We start from the raw sequence: 17,694 nt of genomic DNA, 5'->3' as shown, positions 1-17,694 counted from the left end.
GCTTGTTCCCGTTTGAACGGGATATATGACGATCAAGGATTGATCACATGACATTGCCTGAATGCCCCCCGGTTTCCCCTGCGGAACTGGAGGCTCGCCTGCGCCTGCACCGCTTGCCGGAGCTGGGACCCAAACGTTTCATGACCCTGATGGAAGCCTTCGGCTCGGCTTCCAAAGCCCTCAGCGCGCCGGCCAGCGCATGGCGGGCGCTGGGGTTGCCCGTGGCGAGCGCCGAAGCCCGGCGCAACCCGGATGTGCGCGACGGCGCCGCCCACGCATTGGCCTGGCTGGAGGGTTCGGGCCAGCATTTGCTGATGTGGGACCAGCCTGACTACCCGGCACTGCTGGCACAGATCAGCGATCCGCCACCGCTGCTGTTCGCCGCTGGCGACCCCACCATCCTGGAAAAACCGCAGCTGGCGATGGTGGGCAGTCGCCGCGCCTCGCGTCCGGGTGTGGACACGGCCGCGGCGTTTTCCCGCAGCCTGGCCAGCGCCGGTTTTGTCATCACCAGCGGCCTGGCCCTGGGCATCGACGCAGCGGCCCATCAGGCGGCACTGGATGTCGGCGGGCAAACCGTCGGGGTGCTCGGCACCGGCCTGGAAAATTTTTATCCACAGCGCAACCGCCGCTTGGCGGACGCGATGATTGCCCAAGGCAGCGCGGTGCTCTCGGAGTTTCCGTTGGACGCCCCACCCCACGCCAGCCATTTTCCGCGCCGCAACCGGATCATCAGCGGTTTGTCCCTCGGTGTTCTGGTGGTTGAAGCCAGCGTCGCCAGCGGTTCGCTGATCACGGCGCGCCTGGCGGCGGAACAGGGGCGCGAGGTGTACGCCATTCCGGGATCGATCCATCACCCGGGTGCCCGGGGTTGTCATCAATTGATCCGTGACGGTGCGGCGCTGGTGGAAACCGTGGAGCACATTCTCGAAGCCTTGCGCGGGTGGCAACGCCTGCCGCCGGCCCTGGAGCCGGCGCCTGTCAGCCATCCGCTGTTGCGCCTGCTCCATGCCGCGCCGCTCACCAGCGAAGCGTTGGCCGAGGCCAGTGGCTGGGGATTGCCCAAAGTGCTGGCGGCGCTGACCGAACTGGAGATGGAAGGACGTGCCACCTGCGACAACGGCCGCTGGTTTGCGCGCACGCGCTAGGTTTTATGGGGAAGATCGGTAAACTGCGCACAGCCTTATCTTGTGTTGCGGAGAATCTTTCATGGTCAACAGTTGGCGTGTGCAACAAGCCGCGCGAGAAATTCGCGCCGGGGCGGTGATTGCCTATCCAACCGAAGCGGTCTGGGGCCTGGGTTGCGATCCATGGAACGAGGAAGCGGTGGAGCGCCTGCTGGCGATCAAGTCGCGGTTGCCCGACAAGGGTTTGATCCTGGTGGCGGACAACATCCATCAGTTCGACTTCCTGTTTGAAGACTTCCCCGACACCTGGATGGACCGCATGGCCAGCACCTGGCCGGGGCCCAACACCTGGCTGGTACCGCACCAGAACCTGCTGCCGGAATGGATCACCGGGGTGCACGATACGGTGGCGCTGCGGGTCAGCGATCACCCTACCGTGCGGGACCTGTGCTCGCTGGTCGGGCCGCTGGTGTCCACCTCGGCCAACCCCCAAGGCCGCCCGGCAGCGCGCACGCGGATTCGCGTCGAGCAGTACTTCCGCGGGCAGATCGACCTGGTGCTCGGCGGCAACCTGGGCGGGCGCAAGAACCCCAGCGTGATTCGCGACCTGGCCACCGGGAAAGTGGTACGGCCGGACTGAGCCCGGCCCCAACCTCCGGATTCAATACCTATCCAATGTGGGAGCGAGCCTGCTCGCGATAGCGCCGGGTCAGACGAATGAGTGTTGTCTGATACACCGCCATCGCGAGCAGGCTCGCTCCCACAAAAGTTTTGTGTTGAATACAGAACTTATGCACACCACCGTTCAAAGGTGGGAGCGAGCCTGCTCGCGATAGCGTCGGGCCAGACAAATGGTGTTGGCTGATGCACCGCCATCGCGAGCAGGCTCGCTCCCACAGGGTTTAGCGCAGGCTCAAGGCAGCAGGATCGTCGAGCCCGTCGTGCGCCGCGCCGACAATTCGGCCTGGGCCTTGGCCGCTTCCGCCAATGGATAACGCTGATTGATATCCACCGTAAGCTTGCCGCTGCTGATCATCCCGAACAGTTCGTCGGCCATGCGTTGCAGGTTTTCGGCGTTGTTGGCGTAAGTCGCCAGGGTCGGCCGGGTTACGTACAGCGAGCCTTTCGCCGACAGAATCCCCAGGTTCACCCCGTCCACCGCTCCCGAGGCATTGCCGAAGCTCACCAGCAGGCCACGGGGCGCGACGCAATCGAGCGAGGTCAGCCAGGTGTCCTTGCCAACCCCGTCGTACACCACCGGGACTTTCTTGCCGTCAGTCAACTCCAGCACCCGCTGTGCGACGTTTTCCTTGCTGTAATCGATGGTTTCCCAGGCGCCATGGGCTTTGGCGACGGCCGCTTTTTCCGCCGAGCTCACGGTACCGATCAGCTTCACGCCCAAAGCCTTGGCCCATTGGCAGGCCAGGGAGCCGACGCCACCGGCAGCGGCATGGAACAGGATGGTTTCGCCACCCTTGAGCTCATAGGTCTGGCGCAGCAGATACTGCACCGTCAGGCCCTTGAGCATGACGCCGGCAGCCTGTTCGAAACTGATGGACTCAGGCAGGTGCACCAGGTTGGCCTCGGGCAACACATGCACATCGCTGTAGGCCCCCAGCGGGCCGCTGCCATAGGCCACCCGATCGCCCACTTTGAACCGGGTGACGTCTGAGCCGACCGCCTCGACCACGCCCGCACCCTCGGCGCCCAGGCCCGAAGGCAGGGCCGGCGGAGGATAAAGACCACTGCGGTAATAGGTGTCGATGAAATTCAGGCCGATGGCCCGGTTGCCCACGCGCACCTGCTGCGGGCCTGGTTCGGCAGGTTGGTAATCCACGTACTCAAGCACTTCGGGGCCGCCGTGGGAACTGAACTGGATACGTTTGGCCATCTTCACTTTCTCCTTGTCGCAGGACTTTTTACCAAGCCTGACATCGGACTCCTAAGCTTGACCTTCGTCAACTGTGGCGTGGGCAAGTGCGGTGGTATCCTGTGCGCCCATTGGCCACCGGCCCGCTGTACGCCGCGTAGCCCAGTCCTGATCAAAGGGGGTGTCATGACCACTCGCACCGAGGCCGTGAAAGCCTATCTGCTCGACCTGCAAGACCGCATCTGCGCTGCACTGGAAGCCGAGGACGGCGGCACTCGCTTCGTCGAAGACGCCTGGACCCGGCCTGCCGGCGGTGGCGGTCGCACCCGGGTGCTGGAGAACGGTACGGTCATTGAAAAGGGCGGTGTCAACTTTTCCCACGTCTTCGGCAGCGGTCTCCCACCGTCGGCCAGCGCCCATCGGCCGGAGCTGGCCGGACGCGGCTTCGAAGCCCTGGGCGTGTCGCTGGTGATCCACCCGCACAACCCCCACGTTCCGACCTCCCACGCCAACGTGCGCTTCTTCAGCGCGGAAAAGGAAGGCGAAGAGCCGGTCTGGTGGTTCGGCGGTGGCTTCGACCTGACGCCGTACTACGGTGTCGCCGAAGACTGCGTGCACTGGCACCGCGTGGCCGAACAGGCCTGTGCCCCGTTCGGCCCAGAGGTGTATCCGCGCTACAAGGCCTGGTGCGACAGCTATTTCCACCTCAAGCATCGGAACGAACCCCGGGGTATCGGCGGCCTGTTTTTCGATGACCTGAACGAGTGGGGATTCGACACCTGCTTCGCCTTCATCCGTGCCATCGGCGATGCCTACATCGAGGCCTACCTGCCCATCGTGCGCCGGCGCAAACACGAGCCGTTCACCGCGAAGCAACGGGAGTTCCAGGAATTCCGTCGCGGGCGCTACGTGGAATTCAACCTGGTCTACGACCGCGGCACCCTGTTCGGGCTGCAATCGGGCGGACGGACCGAGTCGATCCTGATGTCCCTGCCGCCGCAGGTACGCTGGGGTTACGACTGGAAAGCCGAGCCGGGCAGCGAAGAAGCGCGCCTGACCGAGTACTTCCTGCAGGATCGCGATTGGCTGGCGCAGGCCTGAACGGAGACTGACCCGATGACCATGGACCGCTACGTTGTAATGGGTAACCCCATCGGCCACAGTAAGTCGCCGTTGATCCATCGCCTGTTTGCCGAACAGACCGGGCAGACACTGGACTACAGCACCCTTCTGGCCCCCCTGGATGATTTCGCCGGTTGCGCGCGGGAATTTTTCCGCGAGGGACGTGGGGCAAATGTCACCGTGCCGTTCAAGGAAGACGCTTTCCGACTGGCTGACAGCCTGACCGAGCGGGCGCAGCGGGCCGGGGCGGTCAATACCCTGAGCAAGTTGGCCGATGGTCGTCTGTTGGGCGACAACACCGACGGCGCCGGGCTGGTGCGGGACCTGACCGTCAATGCCGGTTTCAGCCTCAAGGGCAAACGCATCCTGGTGCTGGGGGCCGGAGGCGCGGTACGCGGCGCCCTGGAGCCGCTGCTGGCCGAGGCACCGGCTTCGGTGATCATCGCCAACCGTACCGTGGAAAAAGCCGAATTGCTGGCCGAGTTGTTCGCGGACCTGGGCCCGGTCTCGGCCAGTGGTTTCGATTGGCTGCGCGAGCCGGTGGACCTGATCATCAACGCCACGTCCGCGAGCCTGTCAGGGGATGTACCGCCGATTGCAGGCAGCCTGATCGAACCCGGCAAGACCGTTTGCTACGACATGATGTACGGCAAGGAGCCTACTTCGTTCTGCCGCTGGGCCAGCGAACAGGGCGCCGCGGTGGCGATGGACGGCCTGGGCATGCTGGCGGAACAGGCGGGCGAAGCGTTCTACCTGTGGCGCGGCGTGCGCCCGGACACCGCGCCGGTGCTGGCCGAATTACGCCGACAGCTGGCGCTCTAAACCACTGTGGGAGCAAAGCTTGCTCGCGAGACAAGCACCTCGGTTTCCAACAGACCGGGTCGCTTTCATCGCGAGCAAGTTTTGCTCCCACAGTGCTGACCGTATCAATCCTCGAAGTGAATCGGGCACCTCTCCGGCCCTTCCAGCTTCTTCAACTCCTCCACTACATGGGGCCGGGCCTTGCGCAAGGTCAGGCTGCGCCCTTGGGCACCGAGGCGGCGGGCTTCCTGGTGCAACATTTCCACCCCTGAGTAATCGATGAAGTTGATTTGCTGGGCATCGATCACCACCCGTTGCCCTTGCAAGCGTTGCAGGCGCACCTGCAGGTAATGACTGGCGCCGAAGAAGATCGAACCGCCGACCCGCAGCACATCCGCCTCGCCTTCGTGGGCATGGTGCACCCGCGGCTGTGACGTGCGCTTGAGGTAGAAAAACAGCGACGCCAGCACACCGGCGTAGATGGCCGTCTGCAGCTCCAGCAGCAACGTGGCCAGGCACGTCAGGCTCATCACCACGAATTCCGCCCGGCTCACCCGATACAACGCGCGGATGCCGCGGTGGTCCACCAGCCCCCAGGCGATCAGCAGAATACTGCCGGCCATCGCCGGAATCGGGATGTGCGAGATCAGTTTCGCACCGGCGACCGCAAACAAGGCCACCCACAATGCCGAGAACACCCCGGCCAGGGGGGAACAGGCCCCCGCGTCGTAGCTGAGGCCGGAACGGGTAAAAGAACCGGCTGACAGGGAGCCGGAGAAAAATCCGCCCACGATGTTGGAAAGCCCCTGCGCCCTGACCTCCTGGTTGGCGTCGAGCAATTGCCCGGAGCGCACCGATAACGAACGAGCAATGGACAGACTGGTGACCAGCCCGAGCATGCCCACCGCAACGGCACCGGGGAGCAGGCGCAGGATCAGGTCGAGGTCCAGTGGCAGCGCAGTGAACGGCGGCAGGCGCCCGGCAAAGGCGCTGACCAGCGCCACATGCCCGAACATGGCCGGCCACAACCAGACCACCAGGCTACTGATGACCAACGTTATCAACAGGCTCGGCCAGCGCGGCAACAGCCGCTTGAGTAGCACACCCAGGGCCAGCGTCCCCAAACCCAACAGCAACGACGGCTTATCCACTGCCCCGAGATGACTGAGCAACATCAGCACGCCCTTCAAGGCCGTGGCCTCGTTCGGCAGATCGAGCCCCATCAGGTTCGGCAACTGCCCCAGTGCGATCACCACCGCCGCTCCCAGGGTGAAACCGAGCACCACCGAGTGCGAGACGAAGTTCACCAAGGCACCAAAACGTAGCAGGCCCAACAGCCATTGGAAGATGCCCGCCAGCACCGTCAGCAACAGAATCAAGGTGATGTAGTCCTGGGTCGCGGGCACGGCCAAGGGACTGACACTGGCGTACAGGACAATGGAGATCGCCGCCGTAGGTCCGCAGATCAAATGCCATGACGAACCCCACAGGCAGGCAATCAGCACCGGCACGATCGCGGCGTACAAGCCGTACTCAGGGGGCAAACCGGCAATCAGGGCGTAGGCGATGGACTGCGGCAACGCCAGGATCGCGCCGCTCAAACCCACGATCAGGTCACGGCCGACACTGGCCCGGGTCTGCCGGGGCAGCCAGCTCAGGAAGGGGAACAGTGAATGGCGGGTGGGGATTGCCATGGGGCCTCAAGGATGGGGGTTGAGAACAAGAGTATCAGGACCAAGCAGCGTTCTCCCTGTGGCGAGGGGATTTATCCCCGCGGGGTCGCGGAGCGGCCCCAAACAGCTGAACCCAAATGATCTGACACACCGAGTCGACACATTAGGGCCGCTTCGCGACCCAGCGGGGATAAATCCCCTCGCCACAAAAGTGCTCCGGATCACCTTCTGAGGGCTTATCCGGAGCACACGGGTCATCAGAGCTTGGCCTTCACCGCAGCCAACGCCTCTTGCCCATCCGCCGTCTTCACGCCGTCCAGCCATTTGTCCAACACCGCCGGGTTGGCCTTGATCCAGGCCTTGGCCGCCTCGGCGTTGGTGACCTTGTTGTTCACCACCTCGGCCATGATGCTGTTTTCCATTTCCTGGGTGAAGCTCAGGTTGGTCAACAGCTTGCCCACGTTCGGGCAGGCCTGTGCATAACCTTTGCGGGTCAGGGTATAGACGCTGCCCGTATCGCCGAAGTACTTCTCGCCGCCCTTGAGGTAATGCATTTTCAGCTGCACGTTCATCGGGTGCGGCGTCCAGCCGAGGAAGGTCACGAACTTCTGCTTCTTCACGGCCCGGGACACTTCCGCCAGCATCGCCTGCTCGCTGGACTCCACCAGTTTCCAATCGCCCATGCCGAAGTCGTTGGTCTTGATGATTTCTTTCAAGGAAAGGTTCGCCGGGGCGCCGGAACCGATGCCATAGATTTTCTTCTCGAACTTGTCAGCGAATTTGTTCAGGTCGGCAAAGTTATGCACACCGGCATCCCAGACGTAGTCCGGGACGGCCAGGGTGAATTCGGTGCCGTCCAGGTTCTTGGCCAGTTGCGTGACATCCCCGTTCGCCACGAATTTGTCATAGAACCCTTGCTGCGCCGGCATCCAGTTGCCCAGGAACACATCGACCTGGCCATCCTTGAGGCCGCCAAACGTGATCGGCACCGCGAGGGTGTCGACCTTGGGCTTGTAGCCCATGCCTTCCAACAGAAAACCGGTGATGGCATTGGTCGCCGCGATATCGCTCCAACCCGGGTCAGCCATCTTGACCGTCTCGCAGCTCTGCTCGGCCCACGCCGAGGCACTGCTCAACACCAACAGCCCAGCGGCCAGTACTGTGGATAACTTTTGCATGTGCTTCCCCTTACGTTCGTTATTGATTTTGGCAGGGTTGTGGATAACGGGCCTTGCGCTCCAGATCGTCGAGGTCGATGTGATTGCGCATGTATTGCTGACTGGCATCCACCAGCGGCTGGTGATCCCAGCTCTTGAGTTTGCCCAGGGTCAGCGCCTGGGCGACGAAACGACGGCGTCGCTGGCTGGCGAGCACCTGTCGATGAATGGTTGGGATGTCCCACTTGGCCCTGGCTTCAGCGAGAAATTCGGCGAACAGGGCTTGATGCTCCGGTGACTGGCTGAGATCTTCCAATTCCTTGGGGTCGTTACGGACATCGAACAACAGGCACGGGTCATCTTCGCTGTAGATGAATTTCCACTGGCCGCGGCGGATCATCATCAACGGGCTGATGGTGCCTTCGGCCATGTATTCACCAAAGACCTCGTCGTGCCCGCCCTGCCCTTGCAGGTGCGGCACCAACGAACGACCGTCCAGCGGCAAGCCAGGCTCCAGCGTACCGCCGGCCAGTTCCACCAGGGTGGGCAACAAGTCGGCGGTGGACACCGCGGCGCTGACTCGGCCACTGGCGAATTGACCCGGAGCACTGACCAGCAGCGGCACCCGCGCGGACATCTCGAACCAGTGCATTTTGTACCAGAGCCCTTTTTCGCCGAGCATATCGCCATGATCGCCGGAGAACACGATGATCGTGTCGTCCATCAAGCCGGTGTCCTCAAGGGTTTGCAGCAGCTTGCCCACGTTGCTGTCGATGTAGCTGCAAGCGCCGAAATAGGCACGGCGCGCGTCGCGAATCTTATCCACAGGCAACGGCTTGTCCCACAGGTCATAGACCTTCAGCAATCGCTGGGAGTGGGGATCGAGATCGGTTTGCGCCGGGGTTTGCGGCAGCGGGATGTCGTTGTCGTCATACAAATCCCAGAAAGCCTTGGGAATGGTGTACGGGTCGTGTGGGTGAGTCATCGATACGGTCAGGCAGAACGGTTGGTCGCCGTCCTCACGGATGTGGTCGAACAGGTACTGCTGCGCCTTGAACACCACTTCTTCGTCGAAATCCAACTGGTTGGTGCGCACGCACGGCCCGGCCTGCAACACCGAAGACATGTTGTGGTACCAGCTCGGCCGCACATCCGGCTCATCCCAGTTCACGGCCCAGCCGTAATCGGCCGGGTAAATGTCACTGGTCAGGCGCTCTTCGTAGCCGTGCAACTGGTCCGGCCCGCAGAAGTGCATCTTGCCGGACAACGCCGTGCGGTAGCCGAGGCGCCGCAGGTAATGGGCATACGTCGGGACGTCGGCCGGAAAATCCGCAGCGTTGTCATAAGCGCCGATCTTGCTGGGCAACTGGCCGCTCACCAGGGTAAAACGCGACGGCGCGCACAGTGGACTGTTGCAATAAGCGGCGTCGAACACCACGCCTTGCTCGGCCAGGCGCGACAGATTCGGCAGCTTGATGGGCGAAGGACCGTAGATCGGCAACATTGGCGCGGCCATCTGATCGGCCATGATGAAAAGAATGTTCTTGCGCTTCATGTAATCGCGGCATTCCATAGTGAGCGGTTATGCGAAATTGCTGCGATTGAGCATGTTCCCCCAACCTATTGGGGTAAAGCCCATGCAGGATAATGACTAGGATAAGCACAGCTTATGTATGACGCCTTGGGTGACCTGTCTCTGGATCTGTTCCGGGCCTTTGAAGCTGCGGCCAGACAACGAAGCTTTACGGCGGCGGCGATTGAGCTGGGCACCACACAGCCGGCCATCAGCCAGCAAATCAAACGCCTGGAGGAACAGCTCGGCACGCGGTTGTTCGATCGCATTTACCGTGGCATCGAATTGACCGAGGCCGGGACGACGTTGTTCGAACAAGTACAGGCCGGTTTACAGAACATCGACGCAGGATTGAGCGCGATCACCGCTCAACATCAGCACGAGGTGTTGCAGGTCGCCACCGACTTCGCCTTCGCCGCCTACTGGCTGATGCCGCGACTGCATCGTTTTCACGCTGCCAACCCGCAGGTGGACGTCAGCCTGGTGACCAGCGAGCGGAACCACAACATGTTGCGCACCGACATCGACGTTGCCGTGCTGTTCGGCGACGGTCGCTTCAAACAGGGCGAAAGTCGCTGGCTGTTCAGTGAAGAAGTTTTTCCAGTGTGCAGCCCGTTGCTGCTCAAGGAGCGTCCCCTGCCTCTGCCGGCCCAGGCCTTGTTGGAGTTTCCACTGCTGCACCTGCGCGGCGGCAACAGCAGTCACTGGTTCGACTGGAATGGCGTGTTCCGCGAACTGGGCATCACCTCGCCGCCAGCGCCGGGGCAATTGCGTTTCGACAATTACACCCTGCTGATCCAAGCGGCGATTGGCGGACAAGGTGTTGCCATCGGCTGGCGCCACCTTGTGGATAACTTATTGGCTCAAGGCCTGTTGTGTCGTCCCATCGCCGAGACGGTGCTGTCGCGCCTGGGGTATTACGTGGTCCTGCCCCAGCGTAAACGGCGTGGGGCACTGATCCGGCAGTTTGTGGACTGGCTGATGGAAGAACAGGCCACCAGCGGCGAGTCGCTCACGGGGTTGCCGTTGCCGTCCATTGCTGTTTGAGATGTGCGGGTGAAGGCACTTTCATGATCAAAGAAAAACCCTGTGGCGAGGGGATTTATCCCCGCTGGGCTGCGAAGCGGCCCTGCTTTTTTGGGGCTGCTTTGCAGCCCAGCGGGGATAAATCCCCTCGCCACAACAGCGATTCTTGCCGCAATGTTGCACGGTCGTCAGGTGGCGGCTACGAAGCTGACATGCTGGCCCACATGCAGATTCAAGCTCAGCTCATCGGCAATGCCGACGGCCACCCGGTTGAGCCGTTCCAGGGACTCGGCCATACCCGGCTCCAGGCTGGTACTGACCTGGGTGAAATGCTCGATACTCAACCCAGCGGCAGCATAGGGCGCATTGACGAGGGTCCATCGCAATGGGCTGTTGCGCAGGGCATCGAGGATTTCCTCGGCGGCATGCCGCTGCAAGTCATCTTCGCCCTCGTCTTCGTCGAGCACGGCGAAGTCCCCCACCAGAAACAGCCGGGGAATGTTCACCGCCTGCATGCCGACAATTAGCGCATCCACCGCCAGGACCTGTTCCACCGGACCCGGAATCAGCGTGCGTTCCACGTGCTCGCTGTTCATCGGCAACCCCGGCGAGTTAAGTAGGCAGATCACTGCATCGGCACCGGCCACGCTTTGCTTGACCCGTTCGGGGTCATAGAGATCGCCGGTCTTGGTCCGCAGGCCCGGACGCGGCGCCAGGGCCGTGAGATCATCGAGAACGGCAATGACTTCATGCTGGCGTCGCAGCATTTCAGCCATCAACGCACTGCCGAGGCTGCTCATGGCACCATAGAGCACCACTTTGATCACCGGGGTTTCGGCGTTTTTCATGGCTGTTTTTCCCTTTTTTACCGCGTATAAGCCTCTGACCTGCGGGAAACGGCGAGGGTTCGCAAGGAGTGACAATTGCAACGGATCAAGGGCTACCACGCCCATGTTTATTTCGATGCCAGCACCATCGACCAGGCGCGGGCACTGTGTGAGGAAGCGTCGCGCCTGTTTCCGCTGAAAATGGGCCGCGTTCACGAGCGCCCGGTCGGGCCCCATCCGGACTGGAGTTGTCAGCTGTCGTTCGATCCGCAGTACATCGGGGTGGTACTACCGTGGCTGGCGCTCTATCGCAAAGGGCTGGTGATCTTTCTGCACCCGAACACCGGCGATGAGCTGGCGGACCACACCGACCATGCGATCTGGATGGGGGCGATGCGACCGTTGGATCTTTCGGTGTTCTGAAATGTACTGAGACAGAACGACCTGTGGGAGCAAAGCTTGCTCGCGACAAGGGGCACTCGATATGCAGGACGACCGCGTCAGCTTCATCGCGGGCAAGCCTTGCTCCCACAGCCTTGCTCCCACAGACTCCGACCAGCGGAAAAAACCATTGCCTGCGGCGAAAGCTGGCTGAAAGCTTGCGCGATTAGGATCGCCTCACTACCGGCAAAAGACCGGTGGCCAGAAACGGATCTCCACGACCCGTTTGGCCGTTTTAACAACAACAATGGTGATTCTGATGTCCGCTGCTACCCGTCCTGCTGCACCCACTCCATCCGTCCGCCTCGTGACTCACGTTCTGCGCTGACCCGTCCGGTTCGCCTTAACCTCGCCGCGCCACGCCTGGAGTATTTCCCATGCTGACTTTCCTTGGCTTCGCCATGGTCATCACGTTCATGTTCCTGATCATGACCAAGCGCCTGTCCGCGCTGATCGCCCTGATCATCATCCCGATCCTGTTCGCCCTGTTCGGTGGTTTTGCGCCGAAGATCGGCCCGATGATGCTCGAAGGCATCACCAAGCTCGCCCCGACCGGGGTGATGCTCATGTTCGCGATTCTCTATTTTGCCCTGATGATCGACTCCGGCCTGTTCGACCCGGCCGTGCGCAAGATCCTCAAGCTGGTCAAGGGTGACCCGCTGAAAGTTTCGGTCGGTACCGCCGTTCTGGCGCTCGTCGTTTCCCTCGATGGTGACGGCGCGACCACTTACATGATCTGCGTGGCCGCGATGCTGCCGCTCTACAGCCGCATCGGCATGAGCCCTCGGATCATGGCCGGCCTGATCATCCTCGCCGGTGGCGTGATGAACATGACCCCCTGGGGCGGCCCGACGGCCCGTGCGGCCAGTGCGTTGCACGTGGATCCGTCCGACATCTTCGTACCGATGATTCCTGCGATGGCGTTCGGTGTGGTGGCGATCCTGGCGATTGCCTACATGTACGGCAAACGCGAGCGTGCGCGCCTGGGTGAATTGCACCTGGCCCACGATGAAATCGACCACAGCGAAATCAGCGTGTCCCAGTTCCCGGACGCTCGCCGTCCGAAGCTGATCTGGTTCAACGGTGCCTTGACCCTGGCCCTGATGTGCACCCTGATCGCCGGCCTGTTACCGCTGCCGGTGCTGTTCATGGTGGCCTTCAGTATCGCGATGATCGTCAACTACCCGTGCCTGCAACAGCAAAAAGACCGCGTTGCGGCACACGCCGGCAGCGTACTGGCGGTGGTCGGGCTGATTTTCGCGGCGGGTATCTTCACCGGCATCCTGTCCGGCACCGGCATGGTCGACGCCATGTCCAAGAGCCTGCTGGCGGTGATCCCGGACTTCCTCGGCCCGTACCTGGCGGTGATTACCGCGCTGGCGAGCATGCCGTTCACGTTCTTCATGTCTAACGACGCATTTTATTACGGGGTGTTACCGGTTCTCGCCGAAGCCGCCAGCCATTACGGCATCACGGCGGTGGAAATGGCCCGTGCCTCGATCGTCGGCCAGCCCGTCCACCTGTTGAGCCCGCTGGTTCCGTCCACTTACCTGTTGGTGGCACTGGCCGGGATCGAGTTCGGCGATCACCAGCGCTTCACCCTGAAGTGGGCAGTGCTGGTTTGCCTGTGCATAATGTTCGCCGCCTTGCTGATGGGGATCTTTCCGCTGTTCAGCACTCTATAAAAGCAATACCCGCGGCGCCGCGCTCCTGGTTATCCCGAAGCGCGGCGCGGCCTAACACTCGTTCAAAGGAACTCACATGGAATGGCTGACCAACCCGGAAATCTGGGTTGCCTTCTTTACCCTGACCGCCCTGGAAATCGTCCTGGGCATCGATAACATCATCATGATCTCGATCCTGGTCAGCCGCATGCCCAAGCACATGCAGGCGCGTACCCGGATCTTCGGTCTGGCCCTGGCCATGATCACGCGGATCCTGTTGCTGCTGTCCATCACCTGGGTCATGCGCCTGACCGCCGATTTGTTCGAAGTGTTCGGCCAGGGCATCTCCGGTCGCGACCTGATCCTGTTCTTCGGTGGCCTGTTCCTGCTGTGGAAAAGCTCCCAGGAGATGTACCACGCACTGGAAGGCGACGATGAAAGCGACGATCAACCGTCGGGCAAGGGTGGCAACTTCCTCTACACCATCATCCAGATCGCGATCATCGACATCGTGTTCTCCCTGGACTCGGTCATCACCGCTGTCGGCATGGTCTCCCATGTGCCGGTGATGGTGGCGGCGATCATCGTGGCCGTGCTGGTGATGATGCTGGCCTCGGGCACCATCAGTGAGTTCATCGACAAGCATCCGTCGCTGAAGATGCTGGCGCTGTCGTTCCTGCTGGTGGTCGGTACCGTACTGATCGCCGAGTCGTTCGACGTCCATGTACCGAAAGGCTACGTCTACTTCGCCATGGCCTTCTCCCTGGCCGTGGAGGCGATCAACATCAAGATGCGCACCGCGATTGCACGCAAGCGCAAGCAGCAGGATCCGGTGAAACTGCGCAAGGACGTTCCGGGTCAGTAATTGGACGGAGCAATGAACGAAGGGGCTCTTGGAGCCCCTTTTTCATGCCCGCAGGAAAGTTGCCCTGGACCCCGGACCTGTGGGAGCGAGCCTGCTCGCGATAGCGTCCTTTCAGTCACAACAGTATCGATTGACACACCGCTATCGCGAGCAGGCTCGCTCCCACAGGGTTTGCGGTGCTTTTCATGACAGTTTTGTTTCAATCAATTCTTTAGCTGTGCAATGCTGGCGTCCGAACCGTTCGCCAACTACAGCTTAAGTACAAAGAAGAACGATGTGGCATCGTCAACTTGTCTCTTTGAGACGCTAACAGGGGGCCTCTCATGCTGACCCTGCTGAATCTACTCTCTGCCGTGGCCCTGCTGATCTGGGGCACGCACATCGTCCGTACCGGCATCCTGCGGGTCTACGGCTCCAACCTGCGCCACGTCATCGGCCAGAACATGTCTCGGCGCTGGCTGGCCTTTGTCGCCGGCATCATGGTCACCGCCATGGTCCAGAGCAGCAACGCCACGGCCATGCTGGTCACCTCGTTTGTCGGCCAGGGCCTGATGGCGCTGACCCCTGCCCTGGCGACCATGCTCGGCGCCGACGTTGGCACGGCGTTGATGGCCCGGGTACTGACCCTCGACCTGTCATGGCTGTCGCCGTTGCTGATTTTCCTCGGGGTGATTTTTTTCCTGTCGCGCAAACAGACCCGCGTCGGGCAAATGGGCCGCGTCTCCATCGGCCTGGGCCTGATCATTCTCGCGCTGCAATTGATCGTCGAAGCGGCTACGCCCATCACCCAGGCCCAAGGCGTGAAGGTGATCTTCGCCTCGCTGACCGGTGACATCCTGCTCGATGCGTTGGTGGGTGCGCTGTTCGCCATGATTTCCTATTCGAGCCTGGCCGCCGTGCTGCTGACCGCCACACTGGCCGGCGCAGCCGTGATCAGCCTGCCGGTAGCCATTGGCCTGGTGATCGGCGCCAACATTGGCAGCGGCGTGCTGGCGTTCCTCAGCACCAGCATGCAAAACGCTGCCGGACGTCAGGTGGCGCTGGGCAGCCTGCTGTACAAGCTGATCGGATTGTTGCTGATCATTCCAGCGCTCGATCCCTTGGTACGGTGGCTGGACGGCCTGGATTTCAGCCCCCAGGAAACCGTCATCGGCTTTCACCTGTTCTACAACTCCGTGCGCTGCCTGGTGCTGCTGCCAAGCGTCGCGCCGATGGCCAAGCTGTGCGCCTGGCTGCTGCCGGAGCGTCCGGAAACCAATGGCACAGCCAAACCCCGGCACCTGGACCCCACAGCCCTCGCCACACCGAGCCTGGCCCTGGCCAATGCAGCCCGGGAGACGTTGCGCATCGGCGACCTGATCGAAAACATGCTCGAAGCCATGCTCGACGTGCTGCGCGGCCAGCAGACGGCGCTGACCCAGGAAGTGCGGCGCGTGGGCGATGATGTCGAGGCCCTGTGCAGCGCCATCAAGTTGTACTTGGCCCAGATGCCCCGCGAAGACCTCAGCGAACAGGACAGCCGTCGATGGGCAGAAATCATCGAGCTGGCGATCAACCTGAAGCTCGGCAGCGACCTCATCGAACGCATGCTGCGCAAGGTGCAGCAGCAGAAGACCTCGCAACGCCTGTCCTTTTCCGAGGTCGGCCTGGAGGAGCTGGCGGGGTTGCACAGTCACTTGATCGCCAACCTGCGGCTGGGATTGTCAGTGTTTCTCAGTGCCGATCGGGAAAGCGCCCGCCAGTTGCTGCGAGAGAAACGGCGCTTTCGCGCCCAGGAAAGACGAATGGCCCATGCCCACGTCAGCCGCTTGCAGCGCAAAATCGTACAAAGCCTGGAGACCAGTTCCCTGCACCTGGACCTGATCGCCGACATGCGGCGTCTCAATTCGCTGTTCTGCGGCAGCGCCTACGTGGTGCTGGAAACGGCCGAGATCGGTGCCCTGGCGGCGGATGAAATGTCCGACATTACCCACTCGCCTTGAACATCTGGCGCATTGTTCAGTCAGTAGGGTTGGACTGTCAGTCGCCGGGAAGCCGTTTATGCGTGGTCTGTTATTCGCTCTTTTCTTGTTCGGTTCGCTGCCTGTGGTGGCCCTCGACCGGTTCCAGGTCGAAGGCTACACGCTGCCCAACGGTATGCAGTTGCTGCTCAAGCCTGGTAGCGAACGCGGGCACGTCGCCATCCGGCTGGTGGTCGGCGTAGGCCTGGATGACTTCAGTTGCGCCGACAAGGAACTGCCGCACCTGCTCGAGCACGCGCTGTTCAGCGGGATCGATGAAGGCGGCGAAGGTGCCTTGGAAGAGCGGATGCAGGCGCTGGGTGGCGAGTGGAACGCCTTCACCAACAACGCCGATACCACGTTTGTCATCGAGGCACCGGCGAGCAACCAGCGCAAGATCCTCGACCTGCTGCTGGCGGTGCTGACCCGTACCCGCATCGACGAAAAGGCCCTGGAGGCGGCGAAACGGGTGGTCGAGCGCGAGGACGGCGGCCACTACACCCACCTGCAACGCTGGCTCGACCGCCAGGACCTGGGACACAAGGCCAGCAACCAGTTGGCGGTGGAGTTGGGCCTGCGCTGCGCGGAACGGGCCGAGGTCGAGCACCACACCCTCGCCCGGCTCGAACAGGTTCGCAAAGCCTGGTATGCACCGAACAACATGACGCTGATCGTGGTCGGCGACCTCGACCGCTTGCTGCCGGCCTACCTGGAGCGCACCTACGGCAAACTCAAGCCGGTCGAGCCCAGCGCCCATGAGGCATTGCCGCAGATCCGCTACAGCGCCGTGACCAAGCGCAACCTGATCCGCAGCCTGGTGGGCGATGGTGCCAAGCTGCACTGGCTGTTCCCGGAGCCGGTACTGGAAGAACAACACGACGAAACCTTCGACCTGCTCAAGAACTATCTGGACTGGGCCCTCTATCGCCAGCTGCGCCTGGCCCGCAGCCTGTCCTATGGCCCGTGGGTGGAACGTGAGGTGTTCGGCGGCGTCGGCTTTCTCAGCCTGAACGCGGACCTCGCCCGCGAAGACCTGCCGCAAGCCGAACAGGCCCTCGAAGAATTGCGCAGGACGTTGCTCAAGGACGGGCTGGACCCGGACAGCTTCATGCGCATCAAACGTGCAGCCATCGCCCACCAGACCTGGGCGGTTCAAGGCAACAGCGCCCTGGCCGATTATTACTGGGGCGCCCTGGGCGACTATGAAGACGGCCGCTTCGCCAACCCGGCCGTGCGCTTGCAGTCGGTGAGCCTGGAACAAGCCAACCAGGCCCTGCGCGAACTGCTCAAGGACCCGGGCTACCTGCGCATCGAGAGGTCGTTGCTCAGTGACGACGAGCTAGTGTGGGGAGTAAGCGGCTTGCTGGGGTTGTTGCTATTGGGGCTGGTGGTGTGGCGGTTGCGTCGCCGGGTTTGAGACAACAAGACGTGAAGACGCAAGGCCGGTGGGAGCAAGGCTTGCCCGCGATGAAGTTGATGAAGTCTTTCTGAATAGCGTCGCCTGCGTCGCGAGCAAGCTTTGCTCCCACAGTCCCTGACCACAGAGGC

Annotated in this window: 15 protein-coding genes; 10 read left to right on the top strand and 5 right to left on the bottom strand. The window is 62.1% G+C overall.

All coding sequences use genetic code 11. The annotated features are described in order from the left end of the window. The first annotated feature begins 47 nt into the window (after window positions 1-47). Window positions 48-1,148 carry a DNA-processing protein DprA gene (gene dprA, locus FGE05_RS03300; RefSeq protein ID WP_139641504.1) on the top strand — a complete coding sequence of 367 codons (1,101 nt, stop codon included), beginning with the start codon at window positions 48-50 and terminating at the stop codon, window positions 1,146-1,148. 61 nt (window positions 1,149-1,209) lie between these two features. Continuing rightward, complete coding sequence (locus tag FGE05_RS03295; RefSeq protein WP_003196294.1) at window positions 1,210-1,767, top strand: L-threonylcarbamoyladenylate synthase; 558 nt, start codon at window positions 1,210-1,212, stop codon at window positions 1,765-1,767. Window positions 1,768-2,040: 273 nt separating this feature from the next. On the opposite strand, the gene FGE05_RS03290 is transcribed toward FGE05_RS03295, so the two are convergent. Next, window positions 2,041-3,018 carry an NADPH:quinone reductase gene (locus FGE05_RS03290; protein WP_139641502.1) on the bottom strand — a complete coding sequence of 326 codons (978 nt, stop codon included), beginning with the start codon at window positions 3,016-3,018 and terminating at the stop codon, window positions 2,041-2,043. A gap of 165 nt (window positions 3,019-3,183) precedes the next feature. Between FGE05_RS03290 and hemF the strand changes: the two genes are divergently transcribed. Together hemF and aroE are read left to right on the top strand one after the other, a co-directional pair. Next, window positions 3,184-4,098 carry an oxygen-dependent coproporphyrinogen oxidase gene (hemF, locus tag FGE05_RS03285; protein ID WP_024778435.1) on the top strand — a complete coding sequence of 305 codons (915 nt, stop codon included), beginning with the start codon at window positions 3,184-3,186 and terminating at the stop codon, window positions 4,096-4,098. Between the two features lie 21 nt (window positions 4,099-4,119). After that, window positions 4,120-4,941, top strand: a complete 822-nt coding sequence (gene aroE / locus FGE05_RS03280) for a shikimate dehydrogenase (RefSeq protein ID WP_041023175.1) — start codon at window positions 4,120-4,122, stop codon at window positions 4,939-4,941. A 104-nt stretch (window positions 4,942-5,045) separates the two neighbouring features. Here the strand turns inward: aroE and FGE05_RS03275 are convergent, their stop codons facing one another. The 3 genes from FGE05_RS03275 to betC form a co-directional block, all read right to left on the bottom strand. Beyond that, window positions 5,046-6,614 carry a SulP family inorganic anion transporter gene (locus tag FGE05_RS03275; protein ID WP_139641500.1) on the bottom strand — a complete coding sequence of 523 codons (1,569 nt, stop codon included), beginning with the start codon at window positions 6,612-6,614 and terminating at the stop codon, window positions 5,046-5,048. 236 nt (window positions 6,615-6,850) lie between these two features. Beyond that, window positions 6,851-7,771 (bottom strand): choline ABC transporter substrate-binding protein, encoded by a 921-nt coding sequence (gene choX / locus FGE05_RS03270; protein WP_139641498.1) that lies wholly within the window; start codon window positions 7,769-7,771, stop codon window positions 6,851-6,853. 19 nt (window positions 7,772-7,790) lie between these two features. Continuing rightward, window positions 7,791-9,305 (bottom strand): choline-sulfatase, encoded by a 1,515-nt coding sequence (gene betC, locus FGE05_RS03265; RefSeq protein WP_139641495.1) that lies wholly within the window; start codon window positions 9,303-9,305, stop codon window positions 7,791-7,793. A 114-nt stretch (window positions 9,306-9,419) separates the two neighbouring features. Between betC and FGE05_RS03260 the strand changes: the two genes are divergently transcribed. Beyond that, window positions 9,420-10,370: a LysR family transcriptional regulator gene (locus FGE05_RS03260; RefSeq protein WP_139641493.1), complete on the top strand. Its 951-nt coding sequence runs from the start codon at window positions 9,420-9,422 to the stop codon at window positions 10,368-10,370. A gap of 167 nt (window positions 10,371-10,537) precedes the next feature. On the opposite strand, the gene FGE05_RS03255 is transcribed toward FGE05_RS03260, so the two are convergent. Continuing rightward, window positions 10,538-11,197: an NAD(P)-dependent oxidoreductase gene (locus FGE05_RS03255; RefSeq protein WP_139641491.1), complete on the bottom strand. Its 660-nt coding sequence runs from the start codon at window positions 11,195-11,197 to the stop codon at window positions 10,538-10,540. A gap of 75 nt (window positions 11,198-11,272) precedes the next feature. On the opposite strand from FGE05_RS03255, the gene FGE05_RS03250 reads away from it, so the two are divergent. From FGE05_RS03250 to FGE05_RS03230, 5 genes are all read left to right on the top strand, one after another. Continuing rightward, entirely contained in the window at window positions 11,273-11,599 is a 327-nt protein-coding gene (locus FGE05_RS03250; RefSeq protein ID WP_024778428.1) for a DOPA 4,5-dioxygenase family protein, read from the top strand. A gap of 395 nt (window positions 11,600-11,994) precedes the next feature. Beyond that, on the top strand, window positions 11,995-13,302 hold the full coding sequence (locus FGE05_RS03245; protein WP_139641489.1) for a CitMHS family transporter: 1,308 nt from the start codon (window positions 11,995-11,997) through the stop codon (window positions 13,300-13,302). Window positions 13,303-13,378: 76 nt separating this feature from the next. Beyond that, window positions 13,379-14,146 carry a TerC family protein gene (locus FGE05_RS03240; RefSeq protein WP_024778426.1) on the top strand — a complete coding sequence of 256 codons (768 nt, stop codon included), beginning with the start codon at window positions 13,379-13,381 and terminating at the stop codon, window positions 14,144-14,146. Between the two features lie 323 nt (window positions 14,147-14,469). Then, on the top strand, window positions 14,470-16,128 hold the full coding sequence (locus tag FGE05_RS03235; protein ID WP_139641487.1) for a Na/Pi cotransporter family protein: 1,659 nt from the start codon (window positions 14,470-14,472) through the stop codon (window positions 16,126-16,128). Window positions 16,129-16,186: 58 nt separating this feature from the next. After that, on the top strand, window positions 16,187-17,563 hold the full coding sequence (locus FGE05_RS03230) for a pitrilysin family protein (RefSeq protein WP_139641485.1): 1,377 nt from the start codon (window positions 16,187-16,189) through the stop codon (window positions 17,561-17,563). Window positions 17,564-17,694: the final 131 nt, after the last annotated feature.

Source organism: Pseudomonas sp. ICMP22404, from assembly GCF_006227205.1.
Lineage (GTDB): Bacteria > Pseudomonadota > Gammaproteobacteria > Pseudomonadales > Pseudomonadaceae > Aquipseudomonas.
The sequence above is the reverse complement of the archived record's forward strand: the minus strand, read 5'-3'. Positions and strand labels throughout refer to the sequence as shown.